This window comes from Tahibacter amnicola (assembly GCF_025398735.1).
Lineage (GTDB): Bacteria > Pseudomonadota > Gammaproteobacteria > Xanthomonadales > Rhodanobacteraceae > Tahibacter > Tahibacter amnicola.
The window spans coordinates 1,123,813-1,139,609 of record NZ_CP104694.1; the positions used below are offsets into that span (position 1 = coordinate 1,123,813).

Consider the following 15,797-nt stretch of genomic DNA (forward strand, 5'->3'; position numbering starts at 1 on the left):
AGTGGAAAAGTGCAAACCCGCCCGTGGGGCCGCGGATACGCTCCCCTTTTGATCATCCCGTTGAAATTTCACGCTTTTGACCGAGATGCAAAGACCGCTCCGGTCGCGGCTTTGTTGCGCTGCGCAACGCCAGCGCCGCTACAAAGGGGATCGATGGCGGCGATGGCTATCGGGCCGCGCTGACGTGCCAGATCGCATTGCCGACGTCGTCGGCGACCAGCAGCGCGCCACGGCTATCCATCGCGACGCCCACCGGCCGACCACGCGCCGCGTCGCCCGCGAGAAAGCCGGTGAGCACGTCCCGCGTTTCTCCAGTGGGAACACCCTTGGCGAAGGGCACGAAGAGCACCCGGTAGCCGCTGCGCGGCCTGCGATTCCACGATCCGTGCTGGCCGACGAAGAGGCCGTTCTGGAACCTTTCCGGCAGCGCGTTCGCGCCGCTCCAGGCAAGCCCCAGCGATGCCGTGTGGGGGCCGAGCGCGAAGTCGGGGACGATGGCGGATGCGACGAGATCGGGGCGGGCCGGTACGCGTTTGTCCACATGTTGGCCGAAATAGCTGTAGGGCCAGCCGTAGAAGCCGCCGTCCTTGACGGAGGTAATGTAGTCGGGGACGAGGTCGCTGCCGAGCTCGTCGCGTTCGTTGACCGCGGTCCACAGCGCGCCGGTCCCCGGCTCCCACGCCAGTCCGACCGGATTGCGCAGGCCACTGGCGAAGACCCGGGATGTGCCGCTGGCGGGGTCGATCGCGAGAATGGCGGCGCGGTGTTCCTCTTCGGCCATGCCGTGCTCGGCCACATTGCTGTTCGAGCCGACGCCGACATACAGCGTGCGTCCGTCGGGGCTTGCGATCAGACTCTTGGTCCAGTGGTGGTTGCGCTCGCCGCCGGGCAATTCGGCCACGCGGCGAGGCGGCCCGTGCAGCGTCGTCTGGCCGTCCGTATAGGAAAACGCAACGACGGCATCCGTATTGGCGACATAGAACTGCCCGTCGACCAATGCCATGCCAAAGGGTGAATGGAGCTGCTCGGCAAAGACCGAGCGGAATTCGGCCACACCGTCGCCGTCGGCATCGCGCAGCAGGGTGATGCGGTTCGCGCTGGGCGTCGCGGCACCGGCCTTCTTCATCAGAAGCTTCTGCAGCTTGGCCTTGAGTCCGCGGTTGTCCCGCGGGCGCGGCGGTGCATTGGTTTCAGCGACGAGCACATCACCGTTCGGCAATACGTAGAGCCAGCGTGGATGGTCCAGGCCGGCGGCAAAGGGCGTAACCCGCAGCCCGTCGGCCGCGTCGGGTGTTTCTCCCGCCGGCCAACCGGTCGCTGTTGCGACATGCACGACGGGTATAAGGGATTTTTGCGGCGGCGGCAGTTTCGGGTCAGGACCGGTGCCCTCGCGCACGTCCAGCCGGGCACGACCGCCGCATGCGGCGAGCGCGGCGCAGATCACGACGACAGCCCATCGGGCGTACATACGACCTCCCGGCTTCAGGCAGGCATCGGTTCGGCCGTCTGCCCGACCTCCTCGGCCACCATCTGGCGGCAGCTTTCCGCGCAACGCCGGCACGCTTCGGCGCAGTCGTCCATCTTGCCGACGGAGTCGCAATCCGCGGCGCAGGCTTCGCACACCGCCGCGCAGGCGCGGCAGAGTTCCTCGTAGAACGGTGTACTGCTGAGCAGATAGGCGGCGGTGGTGCGGCACACGTCCGCACAGCCGGTCATCAGGCGGATATGAACCGGCGCGATGTGCCGGCCGCCCGCCTCCAGGCAAAAGTTCATGGCCGCCGCCAGGCACGTGCGAAAGCAGGTCAGGCAATCCTGGATGCAGCGGGCGGCGTCGCGAGTCGATGGGGAATTCATCGGCGTGTTCCTTCTGGTTCGGGCCGAGGCCGGTGGCGCGGAAAGGCCGCGATCGCTCATCCTCAGCGGTTCTTCGGACGGCGCTGCAGATCCCGTGCCGCGCGACGGTCGGGCTCGTCGAGCGCGCCCGATGCGTTACGGCAGTGCGATGAATCTGTTATCGAAAGGGCTGTGGCAGCTACGTCAGCGATAGCGAGAACCGGGGCGTCGGCCGCTCCTTTCACGGCAGCGGCGCGCCGATCGGGCAATCACCCCGCTTTCACCACGCTGTATGCCGGGCAACGGGCCGCAGCGGGTTCAGCAGGCGCTGGCACAGGTATCGCAGTTGGCGCTCAGTCGTTCGGCGCGGCGCCGCCGCGAACGACGACGCTGACGGGATTCGGGTGTCTTGCACACCAGCGCCCTATCGAAGGAGTCGAAGCATGAAATCCCTACTGTCCTGTGCCCTCGTTACGCTTGCTTGCCTCGTGTACCCGCCGCTGGCTGCCGCCGATTCGGTCGTCATTACGGCCGATGCGTTCGTGGTGGCGAACTCGGAAACCTTCAGTATCGGCAGTTCCTCGGGCGAGGAAGCGCGCAATCGCGTTGCCTCGCCCGTGGGAGGCACCGCGCAGAACCTGCACCTGATCGCGAACATGGCGCCGACGCCAGGCGCCATCGTCACGGCATGCGTGCGCCTCAACGGTGTCGATACGAACCTGTGCGCCACCTACACCAGCACCGACTTTCCCGGCGTTCGCAGCAATCTGGTCAACACCGTCAGCATTGCGCGTGGCGATGTGATCACCGTGCATTTCACCGAAACCGGCAACCAGAACAGTGGCGCCAATATCCGCGCCAGCTTCCAGATCGCACCGCCGACCTGGACGTCCGATATCCTGTTCGCGGACGGCTTTGAAGTGCCGGCACCTTCGCATTCGGCGGTGATCACCGGCGAGCCCTTCCTGGTTGCCAGCGGCGACACCTACAGCATCGGCAGCACCGCGGGCGATGAACCGCGCAATCGCGCCGTCGCGCCGCGCGCCGGTACGATCCAGCACCTGTACCTGCTGCCGAACCTGCAGCCGGCTGCCGGCTCGCGCATTCAGGCCTGCCTGCGCAAGAACGGCATCGATACGCCGCTGTGCGCATCCTATGTCGATGCCGACTGGCCGGATCCGACCGTCAGCACTGGCTCCGTCAACGTCGCCCAGGGGGACGTGATCACCGTGCATTTCACCGAAACCAATGGCGTGAATTCGGGCGCCAACGTGCGTGCCAGCTTCGACTATGCCGGCCCGGTCAACACCGGCGCCATCGTGATCACGGCCGAGCCCTACGTGCCGGCGGCCAGTGAAATCTTCAGCATTGGCGGATCAACCGGCGAGGAAGCCCGCAACAGCGCCCCGGCGCCGCGTACGGGCAACCTGCGGAATTTCTACATCCTGCCGGACCAGCAGCCCGCGGCGGGTTCCCAGCTGGTGGCGTGCGTCCGCGTGAACGGGGTGGATACCGCATTGTGCGCAACGTATACGCCGGGTACGTGGCCCTCGCCGTCGGGCGACAACGTGACGGGTGTGCTGGTGCAGCAGGGCGATGTGATCACCGTGCGGTTCCGCGAGATCAACGGCGTGAACTTCGGTGCCAATACGCGGGCCAGCTTCACCGTGGACTGAGCACGACGAGGAAAGGGGCGGCCGATTCTGGCCGCCCCGTCCGTTCACGCCGCCAGTGGCAGGGTCTGTTCGGCAATCGTCGCGTGCGCAGCGGCGATGGCCGAGGCGCGCTGGTCAGGACCGATGCCGACGCCTTCGGCGCGAACGAATTCGACGTGCGTGATGCCGATGAAGCCCAGCACCTGGCGCAGGTAGCTTTCCTGGAAATCGGCGCTGCTGTTGGCGGTGCCGGCGTAGTAGCCGCCGCGCGAAGACACCACGATCACACGCTTCCCATTCACCAGGCCAAGCGGGCCCTCGGCGGTGTAGCGGAATGTCCTGCCGGCTACCGCGATGCGGTCGATCCAGGCCTTGAGCTGGCTGGGCACGCCGAAGTTGTACATGGGCGCGCCGATCACGATGACGTCCGCAGCCAGGAATTCCTGCAGCACCGCTTCGTTACGGTCGGCTTCGGCGGAATTGGCGGCATCGCCCGTGGCCGCGACGGGAGCCCAGTGCGGCAATGCGTCCGCTGCCAGGTCGCGGTAGGTCACTTCCGCCGGCCCATTGGCCGCGAGCCAGCGGGTCACGACGGCGGCGCTCAGTTCGCGCGTCACCGAGTAGGCGCCAAGGGGGCTGGAATCCAGGTGCAGGAGTTTCATGGATGTCTCCGGTCAGGAGCCGCGCAGTACCGGTTCAGGCGATGGGCGGCGGGTGAGATCATCCTATGGGTGAGGCGAATAGGCCGGTAGACGGCTAGAATCGGACATATCGTCCTATAGGTGGAACGCTCGTGCGCGACCTTAACGACCTCGCCTACTTCGTTGCCGTGGTGGATCACGGTGGATTCGCCGCCGCCGGACGCGCGCTGGGCATGCCCAAGTCGCGACTGAGCCGGCGCATTGCCCAGCTGGAAGAAGACCTCGGCGTGCGCCTGTTGCAGCGGTCGACACGGCGATTCGCGGTCACGGACGTGGGCCAGGAAGTCGTCCGCCACAGCCGCGCGATGCTGGCCCAGGCGCAGGCCGCGGAAGAGGCGGTGGACGTGCAGCGGGCCGCCCCGCGCGGCCTCGTGCGACTGAGCTGCCCGGTCGAGCCGGCGCAGAGCATCCTGGCGCCGTTGCTGCCCGAATTTCTCGCCGCCTATCCGCAGGTGCAATTGCAGATGATCGTGAGCAACCGGCGCGTGGATGTGATCGGCGAGGGAATCGACGTCGCGCTGCGCGTGCGTCCGCAACTGGATACCGACGCCGAGCTGGTCATCCGCACCTTGGGGCAAAAGCGCGGCCATCTGGTCGCCAGCCCCGGTTACCTGACGAAGCACGGGCGCCCGGCCCATCCCTCCGACCTGCAGGGCCACGCCAGCCTGAGCATGATCGAGCACGACGCGGTGCAAACCTGGACCCTGGTCGGACCCGATGGCGAAACGGCGAAGATCGACCACGAACCGAGGCTGCGTTGCGGCGATTTCAACGTATTGCTGGCGTCGGCCCTGGCGGGTCAGGGCATCGTGCTGCTGCCGGAGATCGTCTGCGCCGCCGAACTGGCGCGCGGCGAGCTGGAACGCGTGGTGCCGCTGTGGCGTCCGCCGGAAGGGATATTCCACATTGTCTACGCATCGCGGCGGGGCCTGCTGCCGTCGGTGCGGGCGCTGATCGACTTCCTGGTGGAGCGCGTGCCGCCGGTGGTGACCGAACGCCGGCGCGAATGCGACGAACGCGAGGCGGACCTCGCGTCACCGGCGTCCGCGTGACAGCAGGTACATGCCGCCCATCACCAGCGCGCTGCCGGCCAGCTGCAGTCCGGTAACGGGTTCGTCCAGGATCAACGCGCCGAGGAATACGGTCGATACCGGCCCGATCATGCCGGTTTGCGACACGGCGGGCGCGCCCACGCGCGCAACGGCGGCCATCGTCAGGAACACCGGCAGCACGGTGCAGAACACGGCATTGAGCAGCGACAGTCCGTACACCTCGCACGAAACAGCGAGCGCTTCGATCGGTCGCAGCACGAGGAACTGCGCGACGCAGGCGCCGGTGGACACGCACATCGCGTAGGCAACCAGCCGTGTCGAACCCACGCGGCTGACGAGCTCGCCCGTGCCGGTGAGATAGATCGCATAGGCGACGGCGGAACCGAACACCAGCGCGCCGCCCAGCCAGACGCCGTCGCCACCCAGGCGCAGGTCCTGCACGAAGACGAGCACGATGCCCAGGTAGGCAACGACCAGTGCAAGCCACTGGTGGCGCTCGATGCGTCGCCGCATCACGGTCGCGGCAATCAGCAGCACGATGGACGGGGTCAGGAACAGGATCAGGCGTTCCAGGCCGGCGCTGATGTATTGCAGGCCGAGGAAGTCGAGAAAGCTCGACAGGTAATAGCCCATCAGTCCGAGCACGCCGATCAGGGCGTAGTCGCGGCGCGTCAACGGCGGCGCGTGGCGGAACTGCCACGCCGCGACAGCCGCGAAGAAGGGGGCGGCCAACACCATGCGCAGGGTGAGCACCAGTACCGCATCGACGCCGTGGCGGTACAGCAGCTTGGCAATGATGGCCTTGGCCGAGAAGAAGACGGCGGCAATCGCGGCCAGCGCAAGACCATGCCGGGCATTGAGTGGTACGGCGGCTGAAAGGGCGGCCTCTGCCGCGGAGGAAGGACGATTCATGGCGAGGGATGTGGTGCTGCCGGTCAGGTCCCGCTACGGTGGTGCGCTACGCAAGGTGCAGCGCGATGATCAGCGCCGTGCGTCAGGCGGGCAGCGGTGCGCGGCGGCGCAGCTGGTCCCGCGCCATGAAGTAGCTGACGACCGCCTGCAGGGCGACCGTGGCGACAGACAGGTACCACACGTGCTCCAGGCGGAATCCCGGCTGCGTGGACAGCCAGATCGCCGGGAGCACGAAACTGATCAGGCGCGTGCCGGTGCTCAGCAATGAGGGCAACGTGTTGCCCAGCCCCTGGAACAGGCTCGAGCAGGTGAAGACAAAGCCCGACGCCACGAAATTCCAGGAAATGATGCGCAGGAAATCCACGCCGACCGCCGTCACGTCGGCCTCGGTGGTGAAGGCGCTGATAAGCCATTGCGGGCGCCACTGGGCCAGCAGCGTCAGCGTCAGCATGACCACGGCCCCGAGCAGGGCGGCTGAGCGGAACGTCTCGTGCACGCGGGCGATCTGGCGGGCGCCGAAATTCTGGCCGGCGATGGGCGCGACCGCGAAGGCGATGGCCATGGCCGGCAGGAAGATCGCCTGCATCACGCGCGTGCCGATGCCGAAGCCGGCCTGGGCCGCGGCGCCGAACTGTTTGATGATCCAGTAGATCACGCCCATGTAGACGAAAACGAGCGCAAACTCGCCGCCGGCGGGCAGGCCTATCAACAGCAGGCGCTTCCAGGTTCCCAGGTGCGGGCGCGCCAGTGCCCAGGAGAAGTGGACGTACTTTTCCAGTTTCACGAAGTAGACGGCCAGCATGATCACGCCGACGGCGATCGCCAGCGAGCTGGCCAGGCCCGCGCCGGCCACGCCCATGGCGTATCCGGTGCCCCAGCCGGCGATCAGCACCGGCGCGAGGATGATGTTCAGCACGACCGTGAGCATCTGTACGACCATTGCCGGTTTTACGATGCCCGTGCCGCGCAGCGCCGAGCTCATTGCCACCAATGCGAACTGCATTGCCAGTCCTGGCGTATACCAGAGCAGGTACTCGATACCCCGTGCCGTGGTCGCCGCATCGGCGCCGACGGAGTGCATGTAGCGTCCGCCGAACCCATAGCCGACGGCCAGTGTCACGAGCGCGCAGATGACCGCCAGCACGAGGGACTGGTTGAAGATGAGATTGGCGTCGGCGGGATCCTTACGCCCCACCGCATGCGCGATCAGTGCGACCGTGCCCGCGCCGAGCATCGTGGTCAGGCCCAGGATGAGAAACATGATGTTGCCCGCCGTGCTGACGCCCGCGAGTGCGGCGTCGCCGAGGCGGGCGACGAAATACAGATCCACCAGGAAATACAGCATCTGCACCATCATCCCGGCGGCCAGCGGTGCAGCCATTTCCAGGATATGACGACGAATGGACCCCTGAGTCAGGTCTTTCACCGCGGGGCACTCCCTATCGAACGCGTAACAGCCATTGTACGTCGTTCGCCGGATGAGCCATGACGGCGCATGTCCTGACAACTGCGCCGTTGACACCACGGGGGCGCGGCGGCAGCCACGTCCCCGTGGGCAAGCCCGCGTGCGTCAGTGCGTTTCGCGTCGATTCACCCGTGCCGCGAGCAGCTGCCAGTGCTGCTCGCGCGCCAGCGACCAGTGATTCTGTTCGGCCCACGCGGCCACGTCACGGACCGTCTGCTCCGAAGCACCGAGGCGCCGCGCCAGCTCGGTGGGCGAGACGGCTTCGGGCGAGGTGCGATACATCCGTTGTAGCAACTCGGCGCTGGGCTGGGGCTTGTGTTCGAACTTGAAGCCGAACACCGCGCAGTTCGCGCTGCCGTAGAAGCGGCTCACGCCCATGATCTTGATGCTGGAGAGAATTTCGCCCGGATAGGTGAAATCGTGGTCGCCGCCGCCGGGATAGTTGCCGCCAAGCTTGTTGCTCCAGCTGCCGTCCTTGAACTGGAACCACAGGGCGTTGAGGATGTCGCCGGTGCGTGCGCGTACCAGGGTGATCGGATTGCGCGTCGTATCGAACGAGCCACCATGCGGCGGCATATTGCTGCCGCCGCTGCTGTTGCCCATGCGCCCGGTCGTACTGCGGCCATCGGGCCCGCCGTTGGGCGGATAGTCGACCTCCGCCGCATCGATGCGGTCCCAGCCCCAGACGATGACGCGGCTGATGGGCAGCGTCGGCGGTTGCGTGGGCAGGGTGAAGGCGGAGTCGTGCGAGGTACCGACGGCATCGGAGTAGATTTCGCGGTCGAGGTAGATCGCCGGCGGCGTCGGATACTTCGAAATGTCGTAGTACTGCCACATGGCGCGGAAGTCGTTGACCGTCAGGGTCATCTCGCGCACGAAGCGGTTGACGTAGTTGAACGGTTCGGTCTTGGCCGGGTTGCTCGGCGCCTGCGCCTTGCGCTGTTCCAGCGCCGACGTATAGATCTTGTCCGTGTAGGCGGTGTACGAGCCGATGGCCTCGACCAGCTGTTGCTTCACGCGCGCGATGATCTCCGGTCCCCAGCCCCACTGGGCGCCGAAGGCGACGCCGTCGCGCATCAGGCCCAGGTGCAGGTTGGCGAACTGCGCGAACAGAGGCAGCAGGAGGAGCTCATAGCCCTTTGACTGGAATGCCGGGAGGTCGTGCAGGAAGTGTCCCTGGGCGACGTTGTACTTCTCGGAAATGTAGCGCGGGTCATTGGGGAAGTTCTGTGCGGCGTAGATGTAGTCGTCGAGCACGTTCTGCAGTCCGGCCAGGGCTTCCGATACCTGTTGCCACACGCGTTCGGCGATCTTCTGGTTTACCAGCGCCTCCACGCGTGCTTCCACCATGGCCCAGACATCGACCGTCGGGCTGGGCCAGAAGATGTCGACCAGTGCACTGAGCAGTGCGCCGACGGCCGGGATCTCGCCGAGTGCAGTGGTGATCACCACGCGCGCGGCGTTGTTGTAGTCAAAATCCGATTCAATGCCGAGCGCGACCGTGACGCCGAGCGCCAGCTGGCCCTTGGCAGGATCGAGTGCGGACATCGGCGGGGGGCGGAGGGCGAAGGGACAGCAACGACTGATGCACCATTACCGGTACTCATGAGCGTCTCCTGGGAAGCGCTTTCGGACAGCGCGCCGGGCACTATAGTCGCGCCAGCCGGCGTATACAATGGAAACTGGCGCATAGTGGATGTAGTCGCCCGGTGCACCCGCATGGCTTATGCTAGGGAAGGTCTGAACAAGTCCGACCCGATTGTGTTGAGATAGTACCCTCCCACACAAAGGCACGCGCATGGACCAGATGAGCTTCGGCGACTCCGAGTATGCGAGCAAGCGCAAACGGACCCGCCGCGAGGTGTTTCTGGCAGAGATGGAGCAGGTTATTCCCTGGACGATCCTGCTGAACTTGATCGAGCCGGTGTATCCGAAGGCTGGCAATGGGCGGCGACCGTATCCGCTGAAGGTGATGCTGAAGATTCATCTGATGCAGAACTGGTTCGGGCTGAGCGACCCGGCGATGGAAGAAGCGCTGTACGAGATCGCGTCGATGCGCCAGTTCGCGAGCCTATCGTTGACGAAGCCGATCCCGGACGAGACGACGATTCTCAATTTCCGGAGGTTGCTGGAAACCTACGAGCTGGGTGCCGAGATTCTGGCTCGAGTGAACGGCTATCTGTCGCGCAAAGGGCTGATGCTCAAGCGCGGAACGATGGTGGACGCCACGATCATCGCAGCACCGAGCTCGACGAAGAACGCCGGAGGTGAACGAGATCCGGAGATGCATCAGACGAAGAAGGGGAATGAGTGGTTCTTCGGCATGAAGGCGCACATTGGCGTGGATGTCGACTCCGGACTGGTGCACACGGTGACGACAACCGCAGCGAACGAAGCGGATGTGAATGAAGCGGAGTATCTGCTGCACGGCAAGGAAAGCGTGGTCTATGCCGATGCCGGTTACACGGGCGCGGACAAGCATTCGTCGCGCCGAGGATTGGACTGGCAGATTGCTCGTCGACGCAGCAGCGTGAAGGCAATGCCGGAAGGACGCCAGAAGCGTGCGATCGAGAAAGCGGAGAAGCGCAAGGCGAGTATTCGCGCGCGCGTGGAGCACCCGTTCCGTGTCGTGAAGCGTCAGTTCGGCTACGTGAAGGTGCGCTTCAAGGGACTGGCGAAGAACACGGCGCAGATCCTGACGCTGTTCGCGCTATCGAATCTGTGGATGGCGCGAAAGCGATTGCTGGCGATGACGGGCGAGTTGCGTCCGAAGGTGGCATAGCGCGTTAAAAAGGCTGCTATTTGCAGCCTTTGCAAAGCAATCTCGTTCGCTCTGAACCGATTTTCATCACCACCGGCATGCGACCGAGTCTTCAGACAAGCAGTTTTCGAGGCTTGTTCAGACTTTCCCTAGGCGTACCGGCCACAGCAGTAGGCGCGCTCCGGGCATCATCGTGCCGGCGGCCGGCAAGAGATCTTCTCAAACCAGCCAATGGGAGTATCCCGTGAGAACCCTGAAGAAGACGGTCGCCGTGCTTGTGCCCCTGTTGTTGCTCGGATGCGCCGGTTCCGCGACGCGCCCGGATGCCGCCGGCGCCCAGGCCGCGCCGCCGGCCCCCGCGCCGGCAGAGGCCGCGCCGGTCGCTCCGGTGGAGACGTCCGCCGCCAATTGCGTCGTGCCGCGCCAGGCGGAAGTCATCGCGCTGTTCGATCGCTGGAATGACTCGCTGAAGACGGGTGATCCGAACAAGGTTGTCGCCAACTACGCCGCCGACGGCGTGCTGCTGCCCACGTTGTCGAACCAGCCACGCTCCAATCACGCGGAAATGCGCGAGTATTTCGTGCACTTTCTGGCCAAGCGGCCGAGTGGAACGATCGACCGTCGCTGGATCCGCACGGGATGCAACGTTGCGCAGGATGTGGGTTTGTATACCTTCAGGTTCGGCGACAATACGGAAGTCAAAGCCCGCTACAGCTATTTCTATGCGCTGATCGGCGGCCGCTGGCTGATCACGCATCACCACTCATCGGCCATGCCCGAGAAGTGACGGAACGATCTACGCGCCGTCGGCCATGCGGTCGGCGGCGCGCCGACGTCGGCGTGGCGCGGCCGGCGCCTGCCAGATCATGTAGACATCCGAGCGCGAGTAGTGCGAATCCGGCTTGAGCGCCGGCTGGTGCACGAAGCCCATGCTTTCGTACAGCGCCAGCGCCGGCTTCAGGCGTGTGCTCGATTCGAGGAACAGCGTTTTGCCGCCGCGCTTCTGGAACGCGGCGATGGCGGCAGCGAGCAGTTTGCGTCCGATGCCGCGCCCCTGGTAGCGCTCATCCACGGCCATCTTGGTGAGTTCGAACGTACCTGCGGATTCCTGCAGCAGGGCGCAGGTGCCCACGACCGTCTCGCCGATCAGGGCGAAGAAGATTTCGCCGCCGCCGGCGAGGATTTCCGTCTCCGGCTGCGACAGCACGCGATGGTCGATCTCTTCCAGGTAGAAGTACTTGCGCAGCCAGTCGGCGTTGAGGCGGTAGAAGTGTTCGCGCAGTGCGGGCTGGAACCCTTCGATGCGCACCTGCGCTGCGTCCGTCGCGGAACAGCGCTCGGCAACGCGTCCCGCCAGGCCCTCGTCCAGCACACCTTCGAAGCGAGCGAGCGCCTGGAGAATGTCGACGTCGGCTGACGCACAGCGCTCGCCCAGTTCCTCGATGAGGGCGCGCCACGCCGGTCGTGCCTCGCGGATCGCGTCGCGGGCTTTGTCTGTCAACGCCAGGTAGCGGCAGCGCCGGTCGGATTCACCGGGAACAACCGTCAGCCAATCTTCCCTGACCAGTTTGTCGGCGAGCTGGCTGACGGCCGAATGGGTCTGCCCGATTGCTGCGGCGATCGCGCCGACCGTTTGCGGGCCCTTGTCGTGCAGAAGGCGCAGCAGCGGGAACCAGCGGCCCTGCACCGGGCATCCGCGCAGCCGGTACACCTCGTCGGCGATGCCATACAGACGGTCACTCAGGGCCTTCATGCGACTGCCCAGGGCCAGCAGGCCCAGATCGGCGAGAAATTCCACGGCAGCTGTTCCAGTATTTACGTAAGTACTAACATAAATCGGAACCGAGCCGGACGCAACCGCTTCCCCGCCCGGTAGCGACGGGGAAGCGGCGCGGGTCAGGCGTTCACCAGCGGCATGTGCGCAGCGGCATAGCGCGTGCCGACGACGGCGTGCCCGCCGATCGCAGCGGCGATGCGTGCCAGGTCGTCCTCACCCAGACGCAGCTGCAGCGCGCCGGCATTCTCGTCGAGCCGGGCGAGGCGACGTGTACCCGGAATCGGCACGACGTCCTCGCCCTGGGCCAGCAGCCAGGCCAGGGCCAGTTGTGCCGGTGTGCAGCCGCGTTCCTCGGCGATCGCCGTGACGGCGTCGACCAGGGCGAGGTTGTGCGCGAGCGCATCGGTTTCGAAACGCGGATTGCTGCGGCGCCAGTCGTTCTCCGCCAGCCCGTCGACGGAACGGATCGCACCGGTCAGGAATCCGCGTCCCAGCGGGCTGTAGGCGACGAAACCGATGCCCAGTTCGCGGCAGACGGGCAGGGCATCGGCGGTGACCTCGCGGGTCCACAGGGAGAACTCGCTCTGCAGTGCGCTGATCGGATGTACGCCCGCGGCGCGCCGCAGGGTGGCGCCGGATGCTTCGGAAATGCCGAGGAAGCGCACCTTGCCGGCTTCCACCAGACGCGCCATCGCGCCGATGGTTTCCTCGACCGGAACCTTCGGGTCGATGCGGTGCTGGTAGTAGAGGTCGATGTGGTCGACGCCCAGCCGCTGCAGGCTCGCGTCGCAGGCCTTGCGCACGTAATCGGGCGTGCCGTCGATGCCGAGGTATTCGCCAGCCGGCCCGCGCACATTGCCGAACTTGGTCGCGAGCGTTATCGCGTGGCGCCGCGTGGCGAGCACCTTGCCCAGCAGCCGCTCGTTCTCACCGCAGCCGTACATGTCGGCGGTATCGAGGAAGTCGATTCCGCGATCAAGCGCGCCATGCAGCACGGCGAGATTGGCTGCCTCGTCGGCGGGGCCGTAGAAGTCGGACATGCCCATGCAGCCAAGGCCGATGGCCGATACCGACAGGCCCTGGCGGCCGAGTGCGCGACGGGGAATGGAAGCAGTCATGGAGTCTCCGGATGGTCGGACGGGAGCGACAGGCTAGTGGCCCGCGCCGCGGCGACGTTAGCTCGATGCTGTCCGAAACTTGCCTGTTCCTGCAGGACTGGCGAACGGCATGCCTGGAACTGCGGGGCACGATTGCATAATCGCCGCACTGTCCTGCCGGAATGTGCTCCATGCCCAGTGACTTCGCCGCCACCGACGCCCTGGCCGGCCTGCGTCGCCGGATCCTCGGCCAGGTGGATACCGACGGCATCCACGCTACCGCCGTGCCATCGCTGTCGCTGATCCGGGCGAGCGAGCCGTCGCTGCCCCTGCCGTCGGTCTACCAGCCCAGCCTCTGCCTGGTGGTACAGGGCCGCAAGCACGCGCTGCTCGGCCAGGAAACCTTCGTCTATGACGCCATGAACTACCTCGTCGTGTCGGTCACCTTGCCGGTGGTCGGCCAGATCATCAAGGCAACGCCGGAGGAGCCCTACCTGTGCCTGCGGATCGAGTTCGATCCGGCGGAAGTGCTGGCGCTGGCGCCGGAAACCGCGGCGCGCCGGCCGTCCGTACCGGATGCACGCGGGTTGTTCGTGGCGCGGGTGGATGCGGCCCTGCTCGACGCCGTCGTGCGCCTGGTCGGCCTGCTCGACGCGCCGTCCGACATTCCCGTCCTGGCGCCGTTGGTCCTGCGTGAGGTGTGCTACCGCGTCCTGGTCGGCGAGCAGGGGCATCGCCTGAGCGACGCCACCGGTATGGAAGGGCATGCGCACCGGATCGCCCGGGCGATCGGTCTGCTCAAGCATCGCTACGCCGAGCCGCTACGCATCGAAGAGCTGGCGCAGGTGGCACACATGAGTCCCTCGGCCCTGCATCACCGTTTCAAGGCAGTGACGTCGCTGTCACCGCTGCAGTACCAGAAACGGCTGCGCCTGCACGAGGCGCGACGCCTGATGCTGGCGGAAGGGCTGGAGGCCGCCAGTGCAGCCCACCGTGTCGGTTATGAAAGCCCGTCCCAGTTCAGCCGCGAATACCGGCGAATGTTCGGTGCGCCGCCGCGGCGCGAAGTGGGGCAGCTGCGCGTTTCGGGCGAAATCTGACGCCCGGAGCACCGTATTTGCGTTGGTTCACCACATCGGTGCGGGTGGCAGTTTTATAGTCGCGCCAACGACGGCAGCGCAGCGCGATGAGGCACCGATGAGCAGTTTCCGGCAGGGCGTGGCATTCCTGGTTGCGCTGCTGGCGATGCCGCTGGTCCGTGCCGGGACGGTGCCGGTCAGCAACGTCAGCGGCCTGCGCCAGGCCATCCAGAATGCGACGGCCGGTGACGACATCGTGCTGGCTGCCGGCACCTATGTGGTCGACGGCAATCTCAACTGCACGGCGGTGGGTTCAGCCGCCTTGCCAATCCGGGTGCGTGCCGCGCAACCGCGCAGCGTGCTCATCCGTTTCAGCAATCCCGGCGGCTACGCCGAAGGCTTCAAGCTGAGCGCCCCCCACTGGCAGTTCGAGGGGCTGGACATCGAAGGCGCCTGCGCAACCGACAACGAATGCGAGCACGCCTTCCACCTGTTCGGCAACGCGGAATTCGCGGTGCTTCGCAATAACGTCGTGCGCGACTTCAACGCGCAGATCAAGAGCAACGGCAGTCCCATCGGTGGCGTGTACCAGTACCCGGACGACGTGCTGATCGAGGGCAACCGTTTCTACGACACGCGGGCACGCAACACCGTGCAGCCGGTGACCAAGATCGACGTCGTCGGCGGCCGGCGCTGGGTGGTGCGCGCCAACACGATCAGCGACTACGAGAAGGGCGGTGGCGACACGATCAGCTACGCGGCCTTTTTCAAGGGCAATTCGCGCGATGGTGTATTCGAGCGCAACCTGGTGCGCTGCAGCCACCTGACCACCGGCGGCGTGCGCCTGGGGCTTTCGCTGGGGGGTGGCGGAACCTCGCCCAACAGCATCTGCGAAGATGGAACCTGCACGCCCGAGCACCAGAACGGCATCCTGCGGAACAACCTGATCCTGGCCTGCAACGACGTCGGCATCTATCTGAACCGCGCGGCGAATTCGCGCATCCAGCACAACACGCTCTACGCCACTACGGGTATCGACGTGCGCTTTGCCGCCTCGACCGCGGATCTTCGGAACAACGTCCTCGCCGGGCTCATCCGTTACCGTGACGGTGGTACCGGCACCAGCAGCGGCAATCTCACCCAGGTCAGCACGGCCTCGTTCAATGCATGGTTCACTGATCCGGCCAATGCGGATTTCGGTTTGCGTAACGGCGGCAGCCTGGTGGACCTGGGCGTCGCGGCGCCGTTGGTGACGGATGACTTATGCGGCGCCGTCCGCAGCGACGGGCAGCCGGATATCGGTGCCCTGGAATACGACCCGGCCGCGACCTGCCTGACCGACGTGGGCGGCGGCCGACCCGATCGCCTGTTCGTCGATGATTTCGAATGAGCGCGCGTTTCACCGCAACGGCTGGCACGCTTTGTGGAAGCGAAGCGTCGCCGTTGGACCGATAGGGACGAGCCG

General features: G+C 65.9%; 14 protein-coding genes. 6 read left to right on the plus strand and 8 right to left on the minus strand.

What is annotated here, in order from left to right:
* Positions 1-166 precede the first annotated feature (166 nt).
* Together N4264_RS04675 and N4264_RS04680 are read right to left on the minus strand one after the other, a co-directional pair.
* On the minus strand, positions 167-1,468 hold the full coding sequence (locus N4264_RS04675; RefSeq protein WP_261695912.1) for a PQQ-dependent sugar dehydrogenase: 1,302 nt from the start codon (positions 1,466-1,468) through the stop codon (positions 167-169).
* Positions 1,469-1,482: 14 nt separating this feature from the next.
* Positions 1,483-1,854 carry a four-helix bundle copper-binding protein gene (locus N4264_RS04680; RefSeq protein ID WP_261695913.1) on the minus strand — a complete coding sequence of 124 codons (372 nt, stop codon included), beginning with the start codon at positions 1,852-1,854 and terminating at the stop codon, positions 1,483-1,485.
* A 422-nt stretch (positions 1,855-2,276) separates the two neighbouring features.
* Between N4264_RS04680 and N4264_RS04685 the strand changes: the two genes are divergently transcribed.
* On the plus strand, positions 2,277-3,509 hold the full coding sequence (locus tag N4264_RS04685; protein ID WP_261695914.1) for a hypothetical protein: 1,233 nt from the start codon (positions 2,277-2,279) through the stop codon (positions 3,507-3,509).
* 44 nt (positions 3,510-3,553) lie between these two features.
* Here N4264_RS04685 and N4264_RS04690 read toward each other — a convergent pair whose 3' ends face one another.
* Positions 3,554-4,150 (minus strand): FMN-dependent NADH-azoreductase, encoded by a 597-nt coding sequence (locus tag N4264_RS04690; protein WP_261695915.1) that lies wholly within the window; start codon positions 4,148-4,150, stop codon positions 3,554-3,556.
* Positions 4,151-4,281: 131 nt separating this feature from the next.
* On the opposite strand from N4264_RS04690, the gene N4264_RS04695 reads away from it, so the two are divergent.
* The gene (locus tag N4264_RS04695) at positions 4,282-5,241 is read left to right on the plus strand and encodes a LysR substrate-binding domain-containing protein (protein WP_343231988.1); all 960 of its coding nucleotides are present in this window, start codon (positions 4,282-4,284) and stop codon (positions 5,239-5,241) included.
* On the opposite strand, the gene N4264_RS04700 is transcribed toward N4264_RS04695, so the two are convergent.
* The 3 genes from N4264_RS04700 to N4264_RS04710 all read right to left on the minus strand — a co-directional run bounded on the left by N4264_RS04700 (position 5,224) and on the right by N4264_RS04710 (position 9,166).
* Positions 5,224-6,153 carry a DMT family transporter gene (locus tag N4264_RS04700; protein ID WP_261695916.1) on the minus strand — a complete coding sequence of 310 codons (930 nt, stop codon included), beginning with the start codon at positions 6,151-6,153 and terminating at the stop codon, positions 5,224-5,226. The genes N4264_RS04695 and N4264_RS04700 overlap by 18 nt on opposite strands.
* 82 nt (positions 6,154-6,235) lie before the next feature.
* Complete coding sequence (locus N4264_RS04705) at positions 6,236-7,579, minus strand: MATE family efflux transporter (protein WP_261695917.1); 1,344 nt, start codon at positions 7,577-7,579, stop codon at positions 6,236-6,238.
* Between the two features lie 144 nt (positions 7,580-7,723).
* Positions 7,724-9,166, minus strand: coding sequence for an insecticidal delta-endotoxin domain-containing protein (locus N4264_RS04710; protein ID WP_261695918.1), 1,443 nt, complete (start codon positions 9,164-9,166; stop codon positions 7,724-7,726).
* 250 nt (positions 9,167-9,416) lie between these two features.
* On the opposite strand from N4264_RS04710, the gene N4264_RS04715 reads away from it, so the two are divergent.
* Positions 9,417-10,400: an IS5 family transposase gene (locus N4264_RS04715; protein WP_261692799.1), complete on the plus strand. Its 984-nt coding sequence runs from the start codon at positions 9,417-9,419 to the stop codon at positions 10,398-10,400.
* Positions 10,401-10,623: 223 nt separating this feature from the next.
* Positions 10,624-11,166 (plus strand): SgcJ/EcaC family oxidoreductase, encoded by a 543-nt coding sequence (locus tag N4264_RS04720; RefSeq protein WP_261695919.1) that lies wholly within the window; start codon positions 10,624-10,626, stop codon positions 11,164-11,166.
* A gap of 9 nt (positions 11,167-11,175) precedes the next feature.
* Here the strand turns inward: N4264_RS04720 and N4264_RS04725 are convergent, their stop codons facing one another.
* Both N4264_RS04725 and N4264_RS04730 read right to left on the minus strand, forming a co-directional pair.
* Complete coding sequence (locus N4264_RS04725; protein ID WP_261695920.1) at positions 11,176-12,177, minus strand: bifunctional helix-turn-helix transcriptional regulator/GNAT family N-acetyltransferase; 1,002 nt, start codon at positions 12,175-12,177, stop codon at positions 11,176-11,178.
* Positions 12,178-12,275: 98 nt separating this feature from the next.
* Complete coding sequence (locus N4264_RS04730) at positions 12,276-13,262, minus strand: aldo/keto reductase (protein ID WP_261697576.1); 987 nt, start codon at positions 13,260-13,262, stop codon at positions 12,276-12,278.
* A gap of 182 nt (positions 13,263-13,444) precedes the next feature.
* Between N4264_RS04730 and N4264_RS04735 the strand changes: the two genes are divergently transcribed.
* Entirely contained in the window at positions 13,445-14,353 is a 909-nt protein-coding gene (locus tag N4264_RS04735; protein ID WP_261695921.1) for an AraC family transcriptional regulator, read from the plus strand.
* A 97-nt stretch (positions 14,354-14,450) separates the two neighbouring features.
* Positions 14,451-15,722 (plus strand): chondroitinase-B domain-containing protein, encoded by a 1,272-nt coding sequence (locus N4264_RS04740; RefSeq protein WP_261695922.1) that lies wholly within the window; start codon positions 14,451-14,453, stop codon positions 15,720-15,722.
* The last annotated feature ends 75 nt before the right edge of the window (positions 15,723-15,797 follow it).